Source organism: Microbacterium sp. LWH10-1.2, from assembly GCF_038397765.1.
Taxonomy (GTDB): domain Bacteria; phylum Actinomycetota; class Actinomycetes; order Actinomycetales; family Microbacteriaceae; genus Microbacterium; species Microbacterium natoriense.
Genome location: NZ_CP151638.1, coordinates 3,032,405 through 3,051,109, shown reverse-complemented (window position 1 = coordinate 3,051,109; position 18,705 = coordinate 3,032,405). Strand labels below are relative to the sequence as shown.

Sequence of the window (18,705 nt, the reverse complement as noted above, 5' to 3'; positions counted from 1 at the left end):
AACAGGAAGCACCACGCTCATGACAATGACCCCCGAACAGGCCGCCTGGTTCCAGGGCACCTTCACCCGCCTCGTCGACAACGTCGACAAGGCCGTGCAGGGCAAGCGCGAGATCGTCTCGCTCGTGCTCGCCTCCATGCTCGCCGAGGGCCACGTGCTGCTCGAGGACGCCCCCGGCACCGGCAAGACGAGCCTCGCGAAGGCGCTCGCCGCGACCGTGCAGGGCACCAGCGCCCGCATCCAGTTCACCCCCGACCTGCTGCCGTCCGACGTCACCGGCGTCACGATCTACGACCAGCAGTCGCACCGCTTCGAGTTCCACAAGGGACCGATCTTCGCCTCGATCGTGCTCGCCGACGAGATCAACCGCGCGTCGCCGAAGACGCAGTCGGCGCTGCTGGAGGTCATGGAGGAGTCGCGCGTCACCGTCGACGGCGTGACCCACGAGACCGGCCGGCCGTTCCTCGTGATCGCCACGCAGAACCCGATCGAGCAGGCGGGAACGTACAAGCTGCCGGAGGCGCAGCTCGACCGGTTCCTGATCAAGACCTCGATCGGCTACCCCGATCTCGCCATCACCGAGAGCATCCTGGCCGGAGCATCCGACCGCAACCCGTCGGCCGCGCTGTCCGCGGTGATCACGACGAGCGCCGTCGCCGACATGGCCGACCTCGGTGCATCCGTGCACGTCGAGCCCGCCGTGCTCCGCTACGTCGCCGAGCTCTCCGAGGCCACCCGCAAGGACCCCGCCATCCGCCTCGGCGTCTCGGTCCGCGGCGCGATCGCGATGGTGCGCATGGCGAAGGTGTGGGCGGCAGCCCACGGCCGTCACTTCGTGCTGCCGGATGACATCAAGACCCTCGCACGTCCGGTCTGGCAGCACCGTCTGCTGCTGGATGCCGAGGCGGAGTTCGCCGGCACCACGAGCGACATCGTGATCGCCCGCGTGCTCGAGAACATCGCGGCGCCGCAGGCGCGATCGGCCGCGTGATGACGACGGAGGCACTCGAGGCTGCGCCGATCGCCCGCGACGCCGGCTGGCGCGACGTCGCGGCGGTCATCGGTGCGCGCGGCCTCGCGCGCCTCCGCAAGGTCACCGCGGCGATTCGGCCGCTGGCGTGGGTGCTGATGGCGCTCGCCATCGGCTTCTGGATCCTCGGTCAGGTGGCCGGATGGGCGGAGTTCACCGTCGCCGCCGTCGTGATCGCGATCACCGTCGTCCTGTGCGCCCTGTTCCTTATCGGGCGTACCGCCTACGACGTGTCCCTCGACCTCGCGCGCACGCGCGTCGTCGTGGGGGAGCGCGCTGTCGGCGGCCTGAAGCTCGCGAACCACGGGACGAGGGCGATCCTGCCCTCCCGTGTGGTGCTGCCCGTCGGATCGGGCCGTGGCGAGTTCGGCATCCGGCGGCTCGCGCCCGGTGAGGAGGCGGAGGAGCTCTTCGCCATCCCCACGCAGAAGCGCGGGGTCGTGAAGGTCGGCCCCGTCAGCGTCGTGCGCGGAGACCCGCTCGGCCTGTTCGAGCGCGCCCACCGCCGCGACGACCCCGTCGACCTCTTCGTGCATCCGAAGACCATCCTCTTCGACGGCCAGTCGCTCGGGTACCTGCGCGACCTCGAGGGTCTTCCCGCCGCCGACCTCTCGCGCGACGACGTCTCCTTCCACGCCCTGCTCGAGTACCAGCCCGGCGACGACCTGCGTCACGTGCACTGGAAGTCCACCGCGCGCACCGGGACGATGATGGTGCGGCAGTACGAGGAGACCCGGCGCTCGCACTTCGTGATCGGCCTCTCCCGCGCCGCGGCGGAGTACGCCACGGGAGACGACTTCGAGCTCGCGATCTCGGTCGCCGGCTCCATCGGCCTGCGGGCCATCCGCGACTCGCAGCGCGTCGACGTCCGCGTGCAGGGGCGCGAGCTCCCCGCGGGCACCGGCAAGCAGCTGCTCGACTCGCTGTCGGCCGTGACCCATTCCAAGCCCCGCCGCGGCGGCATCGAGGACCTCGCCGGCGTCGTCGCCCGGACCATGCCCCTCGCCAGCGTCGTCGTGCTGATCTGCGGGTCCAAGGTGCGCTCGGACGACCTCCGTCTCGCATGCTCCCGCCTGCCCTTCGGCGCACGCGTTCTCGCCATCGTCGCCGACCGCTCCGCATCCTCTCCTGCGCTCCGCCGCATCGGCGACGCCGACGTCGTCACCGTCGGCTCGCTCGAGCAGATCCCCCTCGCGCTCCAGAAGGTTCTCGCATGACCGCACCCGCCACCACGGCCACGGCGCTGCCGCTGCGCCGCTGGATCCTCGACCTCGGAGCGTCCGCGCTGCTCGTCGGCGTCTCCATGGTCGGCTTCTGGCCGACGTTCGCCGGCGGCTCGTACCTCCCGGCCGCGATCGGCGGCATCCTCCTGGGTCTCGCGATCTCCGCGGTCGCCGCCTGGCGCCGCTGGGGCATCCTGATCATCGCCGGACTGACCGTCGCGGCGTACTTCGTCTTCGGCGGCGCCCTCGCCCTGCCGCACACGACGCTCCTCGGTGTCGTGCCGACGCTCGACACCCTCCAGCGCCTCGCGCTCGGCACGGTCACCTCGTGGAAGCAGATGCTCACCACCGTCGCCCCCGTGGCGGCGGCGGACGGGCACCTCATCGTGCCGTTCCTGCTCGCGCTCGTCGGCACGGTGCTGACGGCATCCCTCGCCCTCCGGCTCTCTCGGGTCGCCTGGGCGCTGATCCCCGCCGGTGCACTGCTCATGCTCGTCATCGTGCTGGGAACGCCCGAGCCGGCGTTCCCGCTCGCCCAGGGGCTGGTGTTCGCCGTCATGGCCATCGCGTGGCTCGCGCTCCGCCAGCTGTGGGCGCCGCAGAACGACGCCGTGTCGGTGAGCGAGGTCGACTCCTCTCGCGCCACCCAGATGCGCATGCGCCGCCTCATCGCGGGTGCGGCGGTGCTCGTCGTCGCGGGTGGTGCGGGCATCGCCACGAGCGCGGTCGCCGCGCCGGCGCAGCCCCGGCACGTCTTCCGCGACGTCATCATCCCTCCGTTCAACATCCGCGACTATCCGAGTCCGCTGCAGTCCTTCCGCAAGAACGTGCGCGACGAAGCAGACGAGACGCTGTTCACCGTGAAGGGGCTGCCCAAGGGGGCGCGCATCCGGATCGCCGTCATGGATCAGTACGACGGCATGGTCTACAACGTCACCGACGGCGGACCCGACTCGTCGAGCGCGTTCGCGCCGCTCCGGTCGAACATGTCACCGGAGGCCGAGGGCGTCCCGGTCACGCTGAAGGTCGACATCGACCGCTACAACGGCGTGTGGGTGCCCGACGCGGGCGCCGTCTCCGCGATCGATTTCACGGGCGGTCGTGCAGAGGAGCTGCGCCGCACGGGCTACTACAACGCCGAGACCGGCACGGCGGTCGTCACGTCGAAGCTCAAGAAGGGCGACAGCTACACGATCGACACGGTCATGCCCGCGCCGCTCGACGACACCCAGCTGGCCGACGTCGACTTCGGCAAGGTGCCCCTCCCGAAGCAGAGCAACGTTCCGGAGGAGCTCACCTCCCTCGCGTCCGAGACCGTCGCCGGCGCCGAGTCGCCCATCGAGCGCGTCCGCGCGCTGGAGACGTTCCTCGCCGAGGGCGGCTTCTTCAGCCACGGTCTGGAGGGCGAGGTCCTCTCGCGCGCGGGCCACACCGCCGAGCGCATCTCGACGCTCATCGGCGGCGATCAGATGATCGGCGACGACGAGCAGTACGCGGTCGCGATGGCGCTGCTCGCGCGCGAGGTCGGCATCCCGGCCCGCGTGGTGATGGGGTACTACCCCGACGAGGAGCGCGAGGGGGACCCCGAGTTCGCGGCAACGGGCGACGACGTGCACGCGTGGGTCGAGGTCAACTTCGAGGGCGTGGGCTGGCTCACCTTCAACCCGACCCCGCCCGAGGACAAGGTCCCGAACGACCAGAACACCAAGCCGAAGGTCGACCCCAAGCCGCAGGTGCTGCAGCCGCCGCCCCCGCCGCAGGAGCCGGTCGACCTCCCGCCGACGCTGCCAGACGACCGCAAGGGCGAGGACGAGACGTTCAACCTCGCGGGGCTGATCGGCATCATCCTCGCGGTCGGCGGCATCACGCTCGGCATCCTCGCGCTGCTCGCGTCGCCGTTCATCGTGATCGGCGCGTGGAAGGCGGCCAAGCGCCGCTCGCGGCGCAACGCGGCCAGGGCATCCGACCGCATCAGCGGCGGGTGGGACGAGCTGACCGATCGCGCCGTCGACTACGGCGCCAGGGTCACGCCCGGCGGCACCAGGGTCGAGGAGGCCGCGACCGTGGCCACGGCCCTCGCGCTCCCGCAGGTCACGACGCTCGCCGAGCGCGCCGACGCCGAGGTGTTCGGACCCGCCGATCCGACCCCGGAAGACGTGGACGCGTTCTGGGCGGAGGTCGACGGACTCGTCGGCGGGCTCGGCAAGGAGGCGGGCTTCTTCAAGAGGATGAAGGCGCGCCTGAGCCTGCGCTCGCTGATGGGCGGTACCGCCGTGGCGACCGGGATGCAGAACCTGAAGGATGCCGCCGCCGCGCGTGTCCGCCGTGAACCTGGCACGATCAAGAGCAGCACCGCTGCGAAGACGCCCCCCGCACCCGAGAGCGAGACCCCATGAGCCAGCCCGCGATCGAGAGCAGCGCGCCGATCCCGCGGCGCGCGATCGCCTATCTGATCGACGCCCTGATCGCCGGGGCGATCGCGATCGTCGGCTTCATCGTCGTCGCCGTGATCGCCTTCAGCACCAGGCCCATCGAGAATCTCATGATCGTGATGCCGATCGGCTACGGGCTGCTCCTGCTGGTCATGATGGGCTGGGCCGTCGCCTACACCGCGATGCAGACCGGCAAGGGTTCGTTCGGCATGCGCGCGCAGGGCGTGCGGCTCGCCTCGGCGACCGACGGCTCCCCGATCCGCTTCGGACGCGCTCTGCTGCGCAACATCGTCTTCTGGCTCACCGCGAGCGTCGTGGTCGGGTACTTCTCCCCGCTGTTCGACGGCTCCGGCCGGTTCCAGGGCTGGCACGACCGGGTCGCGGATGCTCGTGTGCTCGACGCGCGGCGACCGTCGACGGCGGTTCCGGCGCAGCCCGCCGCTCCGGCGACGACGGCGTTCCCCGTGGTGGCTCCGGCCCAGGGGTTCCCCGGCATCCCCGCTGCGCCGCCGGTCCCCGGCATCCCCGCTCCGGCCGCGCCGCAGCACCCCGGGGCGTTCGCGGCACCCGCGGCGCCCGCCGCGCCGATCGTCCCCGCCGCACCCGCGGTTCCTCCGGCTCCGGCCGTGCCCGCGGCTCAGCCGGCGCCGGCTGCTCAGCCCGCGACCGTCCACCCGGAGCCGGTCGAGCAGGCCGACGCGGGGTCGCTGATCGCCTTCGTGCCCGGCGTCACCCAGCCCCGGCCCCCGGCCTCGGCTGCACCCGAGCCCGCTGCCGCTCCGGCGGCGTCGGACCTCGACCCGTCGCTCGATGAGACGGTGGTGCAGCGCCCGGCGCCCGCAGCGCCGATCGCCGCCGAGCCGACCCTCGCCGTGCCGCCCGCTCCCGCCGTGCCTCCCGCCCCTGCCGTGCCGCCCGCTCCTGCAGCGCCGCCCGCCCAGGATGCCTTCCCCGTCGACGGCGCGGAGGACGAGGCGGAGCTCGAGCAGACCCGCATCAGCATCCCCGGCCACCGCCTGATCTTCACGTGGGACGACGGCACCAGGGTCCCGGTGTCGCGACGCACGATCTTCGGCCGCAACCCCGCCCCCGAAGACGGCGCCGTGCTCGTGCCCGTGCGCGATGAGACGCTGTCGCTGTCGAAGACGCACTTCGAGGCGGCATCCGAGATCTCCGGCGGCTGGGTCCTCGACCGCCACTCCACGAACGGCATGACCATCGTGCGCGACGGCCAGCGCATCGCCTGCCCCGCCGGCCAGCGCGTGCCCGTGCGTCTCGGCGACGCCATCGAGATCGGCGATCGCATCGTCACGGTCGGCGGCTACGCGTGAGGCCCGGACTCGTCGTCACCACCGGGTCAGCGACGCACCCGGGGCTGCGGCGCGCCCTGAACGAGGACGCGTACCTGGCGAGCTCGCCCGTGTTCGTCGTCGCCGACGGCATGGGCGGCCACGAGGCGGGAGAGCGCGCGAGCGCCACCGTGATCGAGGAGTTCGCGCTGTTCATCGGCCGAGCATCCCTCGCACTCGACGACGTCCGCTTCGCCCTGGAGCGGGCCCGGGAGGGCGTCGAGCATCTGTCGACTTCGGGCAACGGGCGCGCCGGCACCACGCTCAGCGGCGTCGTGATCGCCTCGGTCGACGGCATGGGCTACTGGCTCGCGCTGAACATCGGAGACTCCCGCACGTATCGTCTCGCCGACGGAGAGCTCGAGCAGATCACGGTCGACCACTCGGTCGTCCAGGAGCTCATCGAGGCGGGGCAGCTCACGCCGGAGGACGCGGCCACCGATCGGCGGCGCAACATCATCACCAGGGCGATCGGAGCGAGCAGCACGGGGGATGCCGACTACTGGCTCTTCCCCGCCGAGCTCGGCGACCGGATCATGGTGTGCTCCGACGGCCTCACCTCCGAGCTCTCCGACGGGCGGATCCGCGAAGTGCTCACGCTGACGACGGACCCGCAGGAGGCCGCAGACGTTCTCGTCGCCGAGGCCCTGCAGGCCGGAGGACGCGATAACATCACGGTCGTGATCGCGGATGCCGTGTCGGTGGCCTCGCGGCCCGGCACGCTGCTGGAGACCGACGACACCGACATCGACATGGACACGCGTCCGCGCGAGGCAGCAGGAGGGGTTCGCTGATGCAGACGATCTATCGACCGGGACAGTGGCACCTGATCGTGATTCCGGGGGCTCTCGTCGCACTGCCGCCGGACGCGCCCGCCGACCTCGTCGCGCGGCTGTGGGACAGGCTCCCCGCCGAGAAGACCCTCGCCAGCGTGGTCGACGTGCTCACGACGAGCGTCGGGGGATCGTTCTCCGCGCTGCCGCCGTTCGCGGCCGCCGTCGCGGAGGGCACCGACGTCCGCATCGCGCTGCGCGGCGGCGTCGTGGCCAGGATCAGCAGCGGAACGGAGTCCGCGCAGGAGTTCACCGGCGCGGAGGTGACCACCTGGAGCGAGCGCTTCGTCGGCGGCGCCACCCGCATCGAGATCACGGTGGAGGAGTCGGATGCCGTCTCCGCGCTCCCGGTGCAGAGCGGGGTCGTGCGGGCCGCGGCCGTGAGCGCTGAGCTCGAGGCGAGCGACGCCGAGCGGATCGTCGCCGTGCTGGGCCCGGCCCCGGTGATCGAGTCCGAGGAGAGCGGCGTGTCCGCCGCGGTCCTGGGAGGCGTGCCCGCTCCGGCGCTCGCGCTGTTCGGTGCGGCTGTCGCTCCGGCCCCGCCTCTCGTCGCTCCCGTGCCGCCGATCGTCGATGTTGCTCCCGTGCCGCCGATCGCCGGAGCCGCCCCGGTCGGCGCTCCCGCATCCGCTGCGGCGGACGAGCCGTCTGCCGGGGACGGAGCCGTCGAGGCCCCGATCGATCCGGCGCCCGAGGTCTCCGAGCCGGCGGCCGCGGAGCCGGTGGTCGACGAGGTCCCGGTTCTCCCGGAGCCGGTCGAGGCGCCGTCCGATCCCGCCGCGGTGCCGTCCGACGAGGATGAGGCGCCCGCCGCGGCAACCGACGAGGACCCGTCGGCCGAGGACGAGGTCGAGGGGGTCACGCTGATCCCCACCGAGACGCTGTCCCCCCTGAGCGACATCGACGAGTTCGATCAGCTCTTCGGCGAGACCGTGCACACCGCGCCGAGCTTCGTCGACGCTCCGCCGCCTCCGCCCTTCCCGATCGTGGCCGAGGGCGACCACGACGGAGCGACCATCTCGGCCGCCGAGCTGCGGGCGCTGCGCCAGCAGCCTCCGGTGGCCGACGACGCTCCCACCCAGGTGATCCCCGTCGCCTCGGCTGGATTCGGCCGCATCCGCGTCTCCACGGGCCAGGTGGTCGAACTCGACCGCACCGTGATCATCGGCCGGCGGCCGCGATCCACCCGCGCCAGCGGTGAGAACCTGCCGCATCTCGTCGCGGTGGAGAGCCCTCAGCAGGACATCTCGCGCAGCCACCTCGAGGTGCGCCCCGACGCCGACACCGTCGTCGTGATCGACCTGCACACGACCAACGGCTCGACGCTGCTGCGCCCAGGCGCCGACCCCGTTCGACTGCATCCCGGTGAGCAGACGCTCGTCCTGTCCGGAGACGTCGTCGACCTGGGAGACGGAGTGACCGTCGCCTTCGAGGACCTGCCGTGACCCGTCGCCCCTCACCGCCCCCGCAGCTGCCGGGCTTCACCTATGTGGAGCCGCTCGGCACCGGAGGGTTCGCCGACGTCTTCCTGTACGAGCAGCAGATGCCGCGCCGCCGGGTCGCGGTCAAGGTGCTGCTCGCCGACCGGATCTCCAGCGGCGCCGCGCAGGAGTTCGCCGACGAGGCGAACGTCATGGCGATGCTCTCCACGCATCCGGCGATCGTCACGATCTACCAGGCCGGCGTCGCGGGCGACGGGCGCCCGTATCTGGTCATGGAATACTGCCCCCGGCCGAACCTGCAGCTGCGTGCGCGCAAGGAGCCGTTCTCGGTCGCCGAGGCGCTGCGCGTCGGCGTGCAGGTCGCCGGTGCGGTCGAGACCGCTCACCGGGCAGGGGTCCTGCACCGCGACATCAAGCCGGCGAACATCCTCGTCACCGAGTACAACCGTCCGGCTCTCACCGACTTCGGCATCGCCTCGACGACGGGCGCGACGGGCGAAGCATCCGGCATGTCCATCCCGTGGTCGCCGCCGGAGTCGTTCGCCGAGCCGCCGCAGAGCGGGCCGCGCACGGACGTGTGGGCCCTGGGTGCGACGCTGTACACGCTGCTGGCCGGTCGCTCGCCGTTCGAACGCGTGGGGGAGCGCAACTCCAGCGCCGACCTCATCGAGCGCATCGAGCGCGCCGCCCTGCCGCCCCTCGCGCGCCCCGACTCCCCGGAGAGCCTGCAGCGCCTGCTCGAGCGCTCGATGGCGAAGAACCCCGACGACCGCTACCCGAGCGCCGTGGCCTTCGCCCGCGCCCTGCAGAAGGTGCAGATCGAGCTGTCGCACTCGGTCACCCCGATCGACATCGTCGACGACCACGCTCCGGCCGAGGAGCAGGAGGACGACGGAGACGGGCTGACCCGCGTCAGGGAGATCGTCAGCATCGACCCCGAGGTCGCCGCCTTCACACGTCCGTCGGCGACGACGGAGCGCAAGGCGCCGGCCGTCGTGTTCCCCGAGGTCCCGCGCTTCGACTCGCCCCCCGCCGCGCAGGCGCCGTCGATCGAGGAGACCCAGATCCGGGTGCCCGCTCCCGTGCTCGGAGCGGATGCCGACGAGCGCACGCTGCTGCGCGCGCCTCGAGTGCTCGCCCCGGATGCCGCGGCATCCGCCGCCCCGCCCGTCGCTCCCGTCGTCGACGCCCCAGCGCAGACGGCGTCGAAGGCGCCTCGAGGACGCAAGGGCCTCTGGATCCTGCTCTCGGTCGCGGGAGTCGCCGTCGTCGTCGGCGCGATCGTGATGCTCAACATCCTGGTCTCCGGTATCGAACCGACTCCGCAGGCGACGTCGGAGGCCCCCGACCCGCAGGACGTCGTCTCCGACGTCGTGCCGAAGGTGGGCGACCTCAGCGGCACCAGGACGGGCGAGCAGATCGCGTTCACCTGGACCAACAAGGACCCGCAGGAGGGCGACTCGTTCATCTGGAACGTCGTCGAGGTGTCCGGCGAGATCGACCCGCAGCAGACGACCGAGCCGACCGCGCAGTTCACGGCGGGCGCGGGGAAGGTCTGCGTCGACGTGATGCTGCGCCGTGACGACGGCCGCGCGTCGGAGCCGGTGCGGGGGTGCGTCGAGTGAGCGGGACGAGCGGCGTGACCGTCGAGTTCGCCGGGGAGTTCTTCCCGCTGGAGCGCGGCGGTCGGTTCGTGGTCGGTCGAGAGGGCGACCTGGAGCTGGACGACAATCTCTTCCTGCACCGCCACTTCCTGGAGATCACGGATGCCGACGGCCTGTGGTGGCTGTCGAACGTCGGCACCCGCCTCACGGCGACGGTGACGGACTCGGCCGGCGGGGTGCAGGCCTGGCTCGCGCCGGGCGCCCGGCTGCCGCTCGTGTTCGAGATGACGACGATCGTGTTCAGCGCGGGCCCCACGACCTACGAGCTGACGGTGCACGCCGCCGAGCCGACCTTCCGCGCCACGCGCCGCGAGCACGACGACGGCGGAGCCTCGACCATCGGCGACGTGCCGCTCACCCTCAGCCAGAAGCTGCTGATCCTCGCACTCGCGGAGCCGCAGCTGCGCAGAGACGGCACCGGGATGAGCGACATCCCGACATCCGCGAAGGCCGCGGAGCGCCTGGGATGGACGGTCACCCGCTTCAACCGCAAGCTCGACAACGTGTGCGACAAGTTCGACCGCGTCGGCGTCCCCGGCATGCGCGGAGGGCAGCGCCTGCTCGCGACCAACCGCCGAGCGCGTCTCGTCGAGCACGTGATCGCCTCGCGTCTGGTGACGAAGGACGACCTGCCGCTGCTCGACACGGCGCACGCCGACGAGGCAGAGGGGGAGTCCGAGTGATCTGGGAGATCGACGATCACGCCCCGGTGATCGAGGGCCTCGACGCGCACGGACGCCCTGACCCCGCCTATGCCGCCTCGCTCGGACTCCGTGCGGCCGGCCGAGGATCCCGCGTGCTCGCGGCGCTGATCGAATGGCTCGTCGCCGTGCTCATCGCCCTGCCGGCGATCATCGTCCTCACACCTCCGCTCACGCAGGCCCTCTCGGGCACCCTCGACCTGGGATCCGTCTTCGGCGGCGCCAACGGGGTCTGGGCGATCGTGGCCGTCGCCGTGTCACAGGGACTCATGACCGCGTACGTCGTGGTGCAGCTGGTGCTGCACGGACGCAAGGGCGTCACGCTCGGCAAGGCGATCTGCGGCATCCGCTCGGTGAACGTGCGCACGCTCGAGCGCCCCGGATTCTGGCGCGGCGCCGTGGTGCGCTACCTCGTCGCGTACGCGTCGCTGCTGGTGCCGCTCATCGGGCCGCTGCTCGTGATCGCGCTCTCGCCGCTGTTCGACACCGAGCGCCGTGGACGCGGCTGGCTCGACCTGGCGGCCGCGACCTGGTTCGTCGACGTGCGCGGCGGCCTCAACCCCTACGACCAGAAGCGCATGCGCATCGCCCGCAAGCGCGTCAAGACCCCGGAGGTCGAGGAGCAGGCGCCGCTGCCGTCTCTCGCGACGCCGGTCGATCGCGATGCCCCTGCGGAGTACGTGCCGAGCGCGCGTCTGTCCGGCGGTGTGATCGGCGCACACCGCACCTCGACTCCGACAGCCCCCGATGCGGCGCAGCCGCCGGTCTCCGGTTCCATGGTGTCGGCGGTGCCCCCCTCTCTCGCGACAGGGGCCGCCACGCCCTCGCCGGCCCCTGCGGCTCCGTCCTCTTTCGCGCCTCCCGCCGCGGAGCCCGCGCCGTTCGTGCCTCCGGTGATCGCCCCGCAGCCGACGGGCGCCGCGCCCGCTGCGGTTCCCGCTCCGGCCCCGGCCCCGGTGACTCCGGTGGCGCCAGCTCCGACCCAGGCGGCCCCGGCCGTGGTCCCTGCGTCTGCTCCAGCCGTGGCGGCTCCGACCCCGCCCCCGCATACCCCCGCTCCCGCCTCGACGCCGGGTCCCGCATCCGCGGCCCCCGCCTCGGCACCGGCTCCCGCCTCGGCCCCGGCTCCCGCCTCGGCCCCGGCTCCCGCGCCGGCATCCCCTGCTTCCGCGCCTGCCGCCCCGGCCGGGGTGCGCGCCGTGCTCGTGCTCGACACGGGAGAGCGCATCGAGGTCCGCGGCACCACGCTGTTCGGCCGCTCGCCGAGCCCGGCCGCCGGAGAGGGCGAGACCCAGCTCGTGGCGGTGTTCGACGACACCCGCTCGGTGTCGAAGACGCACATCGCCGTGATGCCCGCTCGCCGCGGTCTCTTCGTCGTCGATCGGGCGTCGACCAACGGCAGCGCGATCGTGCGGGGAGGCTCCGAGACCGCGTTGGCGCCCGGCCACCCCGTGGAGCTGAAGGCGGGCGACACGGTGCGGTTCGGCGACCGCACGCTCCAGGTCGAACGGGTATGACGCGACAGTGCAGAACGCGCCTGCGGCGCGGTGAGGACGGACGATGAGAGTCAAGCTGACGTTGCGGCGCCCTTCGGCCCCGCTGACGGATGTCGTCGTGATGGCGGATTCGACGGCGACGGTCGCCGACGTCGCGAGACAGATCGCCTCGACCGACCCGCTGCGCAGCATCCCCGCCGGCCCCTCCGACGTGCTCACGCTGTCGGTCGCACCGCCCACCAGCGATCAGCTGACCATGCTCAGCCCCGATCTCCTCGTCGGAGACGCCCCGATCGGCTCCGGCTTCCTCGCCGAGGTGGTCAACGTGGGCGCGAACCGCGCGTCGACGGGCTCGGCGAGCGCACGCCCAGCGGCCGTGCTCACCGTGGTGGCAGGTCCCGCGGCCGGGCAGGAGTTCCCGCTGCCGATCGGTCATTTCATGATCGGCCGCGATCACGCGAACGACGTCGCGATCGCCGATCCGCTGATCTCGAAGCGCCACGCGCGCATCGAGGTCGCCGCGACCTTCGTCGAGCTCGTCGACCTGAACTCCGCGAACGGCATCCTCGTCGACGGCGGTCTCGTGCAGCGCCTGCGCGTCATCCCCGGCCAGCACTTCACGCTCGGAGACTGCGAGTTCGTGGTGCACCTGGTCGGCGACTTCGACGGCTCGGCGTCCGGCGACCCCGTGCTCGAACGCGGCGGCGCCCTGCTGTTCAACCGCAGCCCGCGCGTCGAGGAGCGCTTCACCGGAGAAGACCTCGACGAGCCCCGCTATCCCCGCGACCAGGTGCAGCGCCTCTTCCCCTGGCCGATGCTCGTCGCGCCGGTCCTGCTGGGCGCCGTGACGTTCTTCATGTTCGACAATCCGCGCGCGCTGCTGGTGATCTTCATGTCGCCGCTCATGATGTTCGGCAACTTCATCTCGCAGAAGACCAATCTCGGCCAGCGGCTGCGCAAGGAGGCGGAGTCCTTCGAGGAGCAGTTCGAGCGCCTGGAGGAGAAGCTCTACCACTCCCACCCCAAGGAGCGGGAGGTGCGTCAGAACGAGGTGCCCGCCGTCGCCGTCGTCTTCGACGAGGCGATGCGGCTCGGCCCTCTCCTGTGGACCCGTCGCCCTGAGCACTGGAACTTCCTCTCGGTGCGGCTCGGCGTCTGCGAAGACGAGTCGCGCACCTCGATCAAGCGCACCGAGACGCCCGAGGCTCTGGTCGAGTACGTCGAGCGCGTCGACCGGCTCGAAGAGCGCTACCGGATGATCAGCGACGTACCGATCCTCGAATCGCTGCAGAGCGTCGGCTCGATCGGCGTCGCCGGTCCCACATCGCTCGCGAGCGACGCGCTCCGCGGCATCGCGGTGCAGCTGTTCGGCATGCACTCGCCGAACGAGCTGGTCACCGTGGCCCTCACCGAACCCGGCTGGGCCAACGAGCTCGACTGGCTGAAGTGGCTGCCGCACACGTCCAGCGAGCGCAACCCGTTCAAGGACGTCTCCCTCGCCGACTCGGCCTCCACGGGCGCCGCCCTGCTGTCGGGTCTGGAGGAGATCGTGATGCGTCGCTCCAGGGAGGCGAAGTCGCAGCGGCCGCCCTACGGCGACGACTGGGATCCGATGCTCTTCGGCACCGACGTCAAGCGGGCGGCGGAGGATGCGACGTTCCCCGGCCAGACCGCGATCCTCGTCATCGTCACCAACGACGCGCCGGTCGACCGCGCCCGGCTCACGCAGATCCTCGAGCGGGGCGCCGACGTCGGCGTGTACGGCCTCTTCGTCGCCCCCGTGGTGGCGGCGCTGCCCGCCGCCTGCCGCACGTTCGTCGACGTGGGCCGCGGGCTCGAGCACGCCACCGTCGGCACCGTGCGCAGCGGCGTCGCCTATCCCGATGTGCAGGTCGAGGGCGTCTCGCACTCGTACATGACGATGTTCGCCAAGCGGCTCGCGCCGGTGGTCGACTCCAGCACGGTGATCGAGGACTCCTCCGACATCCCCAACTCCGTCATGTTCCTGTCGCTGATCGGCGCCGACCTCGCGACAGACCCGAACGCGGTGATCGACCGGTGGCGGCAGAACAACACGATCATCGACCGCTCGGGGGCGCCGCAGTCGCGTCTCAAGAAGGCCGGCAACCTGCGTGCCATCATCGGTCAGTCGCAGACCGACGCCATGACGCTCGACCTGCGCACCCAGGGACCGCACGCCCTCGTCGGCGGAACCACCGGAGCCGGAAAGAGCGAGTTCCTGCAGGCGTGGGTGCTCGGCATGGCCGCCGCGCACAGCCCCGACCGCGTGACGTTCCTCTTCGTCGACTACAAGGGCGGCTCCGCGTTCGCCGATTGCGTCGATCTGCCGCACACCGTGGGGCTCGTGACCGACCTGAGCCCGCACCTCGTGCGGCGCGCGCTCACCAGCCTGCGCGCCGAGCTGCACCACCGCGAGCATCTGTTCAACCGCAAGAAGGCGAAGGACCTCCTCGAACTCGAGAAGCGCCGTGACCCCGAGACGCCGCCCGCGCTCGTGCTCGTGATCGACGAGTTCGCCGCGCTCGCCGGAGAGGTCCCGGAGTTCGTCGACGGCGTCGTCGACATCGCCCAGCGCGGGCGGTCCCTCGGCATCCACCTCATCATGGCCACCCAGCGTCCGGCCGGCGTCATCAAGGACAACCTCCGCGCCAACACCAACCTGCGCGTCGCACTGCGCATGGCCGACGAGTCGGACTCGAAGGACGTCGTGGACGACCCGGTGGCGGCATCCTTCCCTCCGTCCCTCCCCGGCCGCGGCATCGCCAAGACCGGACCGGGGCGTCTGGTGCCCTTCCAGTCCGCCTATGCGGGTGGCTGGAGCACCGACGAGGTGCAGGCCGCCGAGGTCAAGGTGGCGGAGCTGCGGTTCGGCTCCATCCAGACCTGGGAGGCTGAGCAGGCGCCCGAGTCGGACTCGCACGACGAGGACCTCGGCCCGAACGACCAGAAGCGCATCGTCGCGACGCTCGTGAAGGCGGCGACCGCCGCCCGCATCCCCGCACCTCGGCGCCCGTGGCTGGACGACCTCGAGCGGGCCGTCGACATGCGCGATCTGCCCGTGCTCGGCGACGGGCAGATCCTGCTCGGCAAGATGGACGTGCCGGAGCGCCAGCTGCAGGAGCCGGCGTACTTCCACCCCGACAAGGACGGCTCGCTGCTCGTCTACGGCACCAGCGGCTCCGGCAAGTCGACCGTGCTGCGCACCCTGGCGATCGCTGCGGGGTTCGACCCGGCCCGGTCGAACGTCGAGGTCTTCGGGCTCGACTTCGGCTCCGGCTCGCTCAAGAGCCTCGAAGAGCTCCCGCACGTCGGCTCGATCATCTCGGGCGACGACGCCGAGCGCGTGCAGCGCATCCTGCGCTCGCTGTCGAGGGTGCTCGATGACCGCGGCAAGCGGTTCAGCGCGGCGAACGCGTCGAGCCTGACGGAGTACCGCGAGATCACCGGCACGGCCGAGTCGCGCATCCTGCTGCTGATCGACGGCTTCCCCCAGTTCCGCAGCGAGTGGGAGTCGACGACCGCGAGGATGCCGTTCTACCAGACGTTCATGCGGATCCTCGGCGAGGGGCGACCGCTCGGCGTCCACGTGATCGCCAGCGCGGATCGTTCGGGCTCCGTGCCGACGGCCGTGAGCGCGAACGTGTCGCGCCGGGTCGTGCTGCGTCTTTCTGACGAGTCGGGCTACGCGATGCTGAACGCGCCCAAGGACGTGCTCGACGAGCGCTCCGCACCGGGGCGCGCGATCGTCGACGGCTTGGAGACGCAGATCGCCACCCTCGGGGGGACTCCCAACGTGGCGGAGCAGACGAAGCTGCAGGGCGTGCTCGCCGCGGAGCTGCGCGCGGCCGGAGCCCGCGAGGTCGCCGAGATCGGCGCACTGCCGACGCGGCTCTCGCCGCGGGAGCTGCCGGACCGCATCGGGGAGTTCCCCGTGCTCGGCATCGCGGAGGACACCCTGGCCGCACGCGACTTCGACCCGGTCGGCACGTTCGTGGTCGCGGGGCCGCCGCAGTCGGGCAAGACGAATGCGCTGAAGGCGATCATCGGATCGATGCGCCGCTTCGATCCCGAGATCAAGCTGTTCCACTTCGGCGGTCGGCGTGCGCAGCTCAAGGAGTACGCCGACTGGACGCGCAGCGCCGTCACGCCGGAGGACGCGAAGGAGCTCGCGAAGGAGATCGCCGAGATCGCCGTCGACGAGACGGTCCCCGTGCGGATGCTGATCGTGGTGGAGGACGTGCCGCAGTTCGCCGACGGACCCGCCGAGCGCGAGATGAAGGCGCTGTTCCAGGCGATCAACCGCAGCGACCACCTGCTGATCGGCGACGCCGACGTCACGCAGGTGACCAGCGGATTCGGCTTCATCGGAGACTTCAAGGCCGGACGCAAGGGCATCATCCTCAAGCCGGACGCCTTCGACGGCGACGCCGTCTTCAAGGTGCCCTTCCCGAAGGTCAAGCGCACGGACTTCCCCGACGGCCGCGGCATCTTCGTGCAGGCCGGACGTCAGGTCACCGTGCAGATGCCGCTCGTCGAGGGGTGATCGTTCGATGGGGAGTCCTCCCCATCGCGGTGGGGGGTGTTGTTTCGTAAAGTTGGTGGTGTCGGGCCGGAGAGGTCCGGTCCAATTCGATTACCGGAGGTGTGGACGATGGCCGATTTCGGTGCGTCTTATGCGGAGATGGAGCAGGTGGCGTCGTCGCTGTCGCAGGCTCGTGATGACATTCAGGGGCAGCTGGATTCTCTGAAGTCTCAGGTGGACACCCTGCTGGGTGAGGACTTCAAGACGCAGCATGCGTCGGGCAAGTTCGGTGAGGGTTATGGGGAGCTGACCACGGGTCTGAAGACCGCGGTGGATGGTATCAACGACATGTCGGAGTCGCTGCTGGGCATGATGCGTGCGATCCAGGACCTGGACACGCAGCTCGCCGGCGGCTGACACGCTGCTGCAGGATCTTCGGGGGTCGGCCGAGAGGCCGACCCCCGCTATCTGACACATACCGGAGGAGAACAGCGTGGGCGACGGGGTCAAGCTCAAGTACGACGATCTTGATGATCTGCAGACCGAGCTGAAGAACATCATCGGCGAGTTCGAGGCGGCGGGGAGCCGGCGCAGGGATCTGTCCCATGCCGTCGGGCGGCCCTACGGCGAAGACGCTCTGCAGGATGCCGCCGACGACTTCGAAGGCCGTTGGGACGACAAGCGCAAGACGCTGATGGACAACTGCAAGAAGGTCGCCGAACATCTCGAAGGCGTGATCAAGGGCTTCAAGGACTTCGACGTCGAAGCCGCGAAGAAGTCAGAGAACAACGGGGGCAACTGACGATGTACCGGATGATGCCTCAGACCTCCCCCGCCGGACACTACATCCAGGTGGTCACGGGTGATGCCGACGCGATCAAGGAGCGCGGCACGCAGATCAGCGAGCTCGCGACGGACATGCAGAAGTCCTCCGCCCTCCTCCAGCGTCTGGTCGACAACGGCTCCGACATGAGGGGCGACGCGATCGACAAGCTCAAGGAGCTGTCGAAGGAGGTCCACGAGGACCTCAAGAAGGGCGGCGAGCTCTACAGCGTGGTCGCGCCCTACATCAAGACCTACGGGCAGGAGCTCGAGGGGTCCCAGACGGCGATGACCACGATCATCGAGGACCTCTGCGACCTCTGGGACGAGTACAACCGCAAGGCCGAGGCCGCGGAATCGGCGCGCAACGAGCGCCCCGACTACCCGACGGGCGACGACGCCGACGACGAGCAGCTCCGCAAGGACGCCGAGGATGCGCGAGACGAGGCGGCCGGAGCCGCGAACACCGTCGCCACCAACGCCAAGGGCGCCTGGGACGCTCGTGCGAAGGACTACGACACCGAGTGGGACTCGTGGCACACGGCGTTCACCAACGCCGCCAACGGTATCCGCGACGACATGGCGGGCAAGATCGAGGACTCCTGGAGCGATGACTTCGGCGGCTTCCTGCAGTTCATGTCCGATGTGCTGGCCGTCGCCGGCATCATCCTCGCGGTGCTCGCCATCATCGTCGGCGGACCGATCATCGCCGTCCTCGCCGGCATCGTCGCCGTGCTCACCCTCGCGGTCGCGCTCACACGGGCGATACGCGGGGAGGGCAGCTGGGTCGACGTGGCCTTCGGCGTGATCGGCGTCATCCCCTTCATCGGTCCCGCCGCCCGCGGCATCCGGACCTTCGCCAGCGCCCCGGCCGGCACCGGCTTCCTCGCCAGGATGACCCCCGCCGCGGGGTGGAGCGCGTGGAGCCGCCAGACCGATCTGGTGAGGAGCTTCCCCGACTTCAGCGCACGACTCTTCGGAGGCCACTCTCTCGTGGAGTTCGGGACGCTGACGAGCGGCACCGCCACCGGCGTGCAGACGCTCGAGATGGTCGGGAAGATCTGGTCCGCGCAGTTCGCGATCGCCGGCGCCACCAAGGATTCCTTCGGCGGTGCCTGGTCGGGGACCTTCGATCCCGATCAGAACCCGTTCAGCTGACCGTTCGCGTTT

The 18,705-nt window shown here is 71.0% G+C and carries 13 protein-coding genes; all 13 read left to right on the top strand.

All coding sequences use genetic code 11. The features are described from left to right. The first annotated feature begins 19 nt into the window (after positions 1 to 19). The 13 genes from MRBLWH10_RS14495 to MRBLWH10_RS14435 all read left to right on the top strand — a co-directional run bounded on the left by MRBLWH10_RS14495 (position 20) and on the right by MRBLWH10_RS14435 (position 18,693). Positions 20 to 991 (top strand): MoxR family ATPase, encoded by a 972-nt coding sequence (locus MRBLWH10_RS14495; protein WP_341940439.1) that lies wholly within the window; start codon positions 20 to 22, stop codon positions 989 to 991. Continuing rightward, positions 991 to 2,247: a DUF58 domain-containing protein gene (locus tag MRBLWH10_RS14490; protein WP_341940438.1), complete on the top strand. Its 1,257-nt coding sequence runs from the start codon at positions 991 to 993 to the stop codon at positions 2,245 to 2,247. Before MRBLWH10_RS14495 ends, MRBLWH10_RS14490 begins: the two co-directional genes overlap by 1 nt. Continuing rightward, complete coding sequence (locus MRBLWH10_RS14485) at positions 2,244 to 4,649, top strand: transglutaminaseTgpA domain-containing protein (protein WP_341940437.1); 2,406 nt, start codon at positions 2,244 to 2,246, stop codon at positions 4,647 to 4,649. Before MRBLWH10_RS14490 ends, MRBLWH10_RS14485 begins: the two co-directional genes overlap by 4 nt. Then, the gene (locus MRBLWH10_RS14480; RefSeq protein ID WP_341940436.1) at positions 4,646 to 6,016 is read left to right on the top strand and encodes an RDD family protein; all 1,371 of its coding nucleotides are present in this window, start codon (positions 4,646 to 4,648) and stop codon (positions 6,014 to 6,016) included. Before MRBLWH10_RS14485 ends, MRBLWH10_RS14480 begins: the two co-directional genes overlap by 4 nt. Further along, the gene (locus MRBLWH10_RS14475) at positions 6,013 to 6,828 is read left to right on the top strand and encodes a protein phosphatase 2C domain-containing protein (protein ID WP_105673869.1); all 816 of its coding nucleotides are present in this window, start codon (positions 6,013 to 6,015) and stop codon (positions 6,826 to 6,828) included. The genes MRBLWH10_RS14480 and MRBLWH10_RS14475 overlap by 4 nt, the downstream gene beginning before the upstream one ends. Next, positions 6,828 to 8,312 (top strand): FHA domain-containing protein, encoded by a 1,485-nt coding sequence (locus MRBLWH10_RS14470; RefSeq protein ID WP_341940435.1) that lies wholly within the window; start codon positions 6,828 to 6,830, stop codon positions 8,310 to 8,312. The genes MRBLWH10_RS14475 and MRBLWH10_RS14470 overlap by 1 nt, the downstream gene beginning before the upstream one ends. After that, entirely contained in the window at positions 8,309 to 9,934 is a 1,626-nt protein-coding gene (locus tag MRBLWH10_RS14465) for a serine/threonine-protein kinase (RefSeq protein WP_341940434.1), read from the top strand. Before MRBLWH10_RS14470 ends, MRBLWH10_RS14465 begins: the two co-directional genes overlap by 4 nt. Before the next feature lie 14 nt (positions 9,935 to 9,948). Continuing rightward, positions 9,949 to 10,656 carry a hypothetical protein gene (locus MRBLWH10_RS14460; protein ID WP_223587192.1) on the top strand — a complete coding sequence of 236 codons (708 nt, stop codon included), beginning with the start codon at positions 9,949 to 9,951 and terminating at the stop codon, positions 10,654 to 10,656. Further along, positions 10,653 to 12,191 carry an RDD family protein gene (locus MRBLWH10_RS14455; protein ID WP_341940433.1) on the top strand — a complete coding sequence of 513 codons (1,539 nt, stop codon included), beginning with the start codon at positions 10,653 to 10,655 and terminating at the stop codon, positions 12,189 to 12,191. The genes MRBLWH10_RS14460 and MRBLWH10_RS14455 overlap by 4 nt, the downstream gene beginning before the upstream one ends. Before the next feature lie 43 nt (positions 12,192 to 12,234). Continuing rightward, entirely contained in the window at positions 12,235 to 16,734 is a 4,500-nt protein-coding gene (locus tag MRBLWH10_RS14450) for an FtsK/SpoIIIE domain-containing protein (protein ID WP_341940432.1), read from the top strand. Between the two features lie 108 nt (positions 16,735 to 16,842). Continuing rightward, on the top strand, positions 16,843 to 17,130 hold the full coding sequence (locus tag MRBLWH10_RS14445; RefSeq protein ID WP_105673989.1) for a WXG100 family type VII secretion target: 288 nt from the start codon (positions 16,843 to 16,845) through the stop codon (positions 17,128 to 17,130). 76 nt (positions 17,131 to 17,206) lie between these two features. Further along, positions 17,207 to 17,515, top strand: a complete 309-nt coding sequence (locus MRBLWH10_RS14440; protein ID WP_105673883.1) for a flagellar protein FlgN — start codon at positions 17,207 to 17,209, stop codon at positions 17,513 to 17,515. Positions 17,516 to 17,526: 11 nt separating this feature from the next. Then, on the top strand, positions 17,527 to 18,693 hold the full coding sequence (locus MRBLWH10_RS14435; RefSeq protein WP_341940431.1) for a DUF308 domain-containing protein: 1,167 nt from the start codon (positions 17,527 to 17,529) through the stop codon (positions 18,691 to 18,693). Positions 18,694 to 18,705 lie beyond the last annotated feature (12 nt).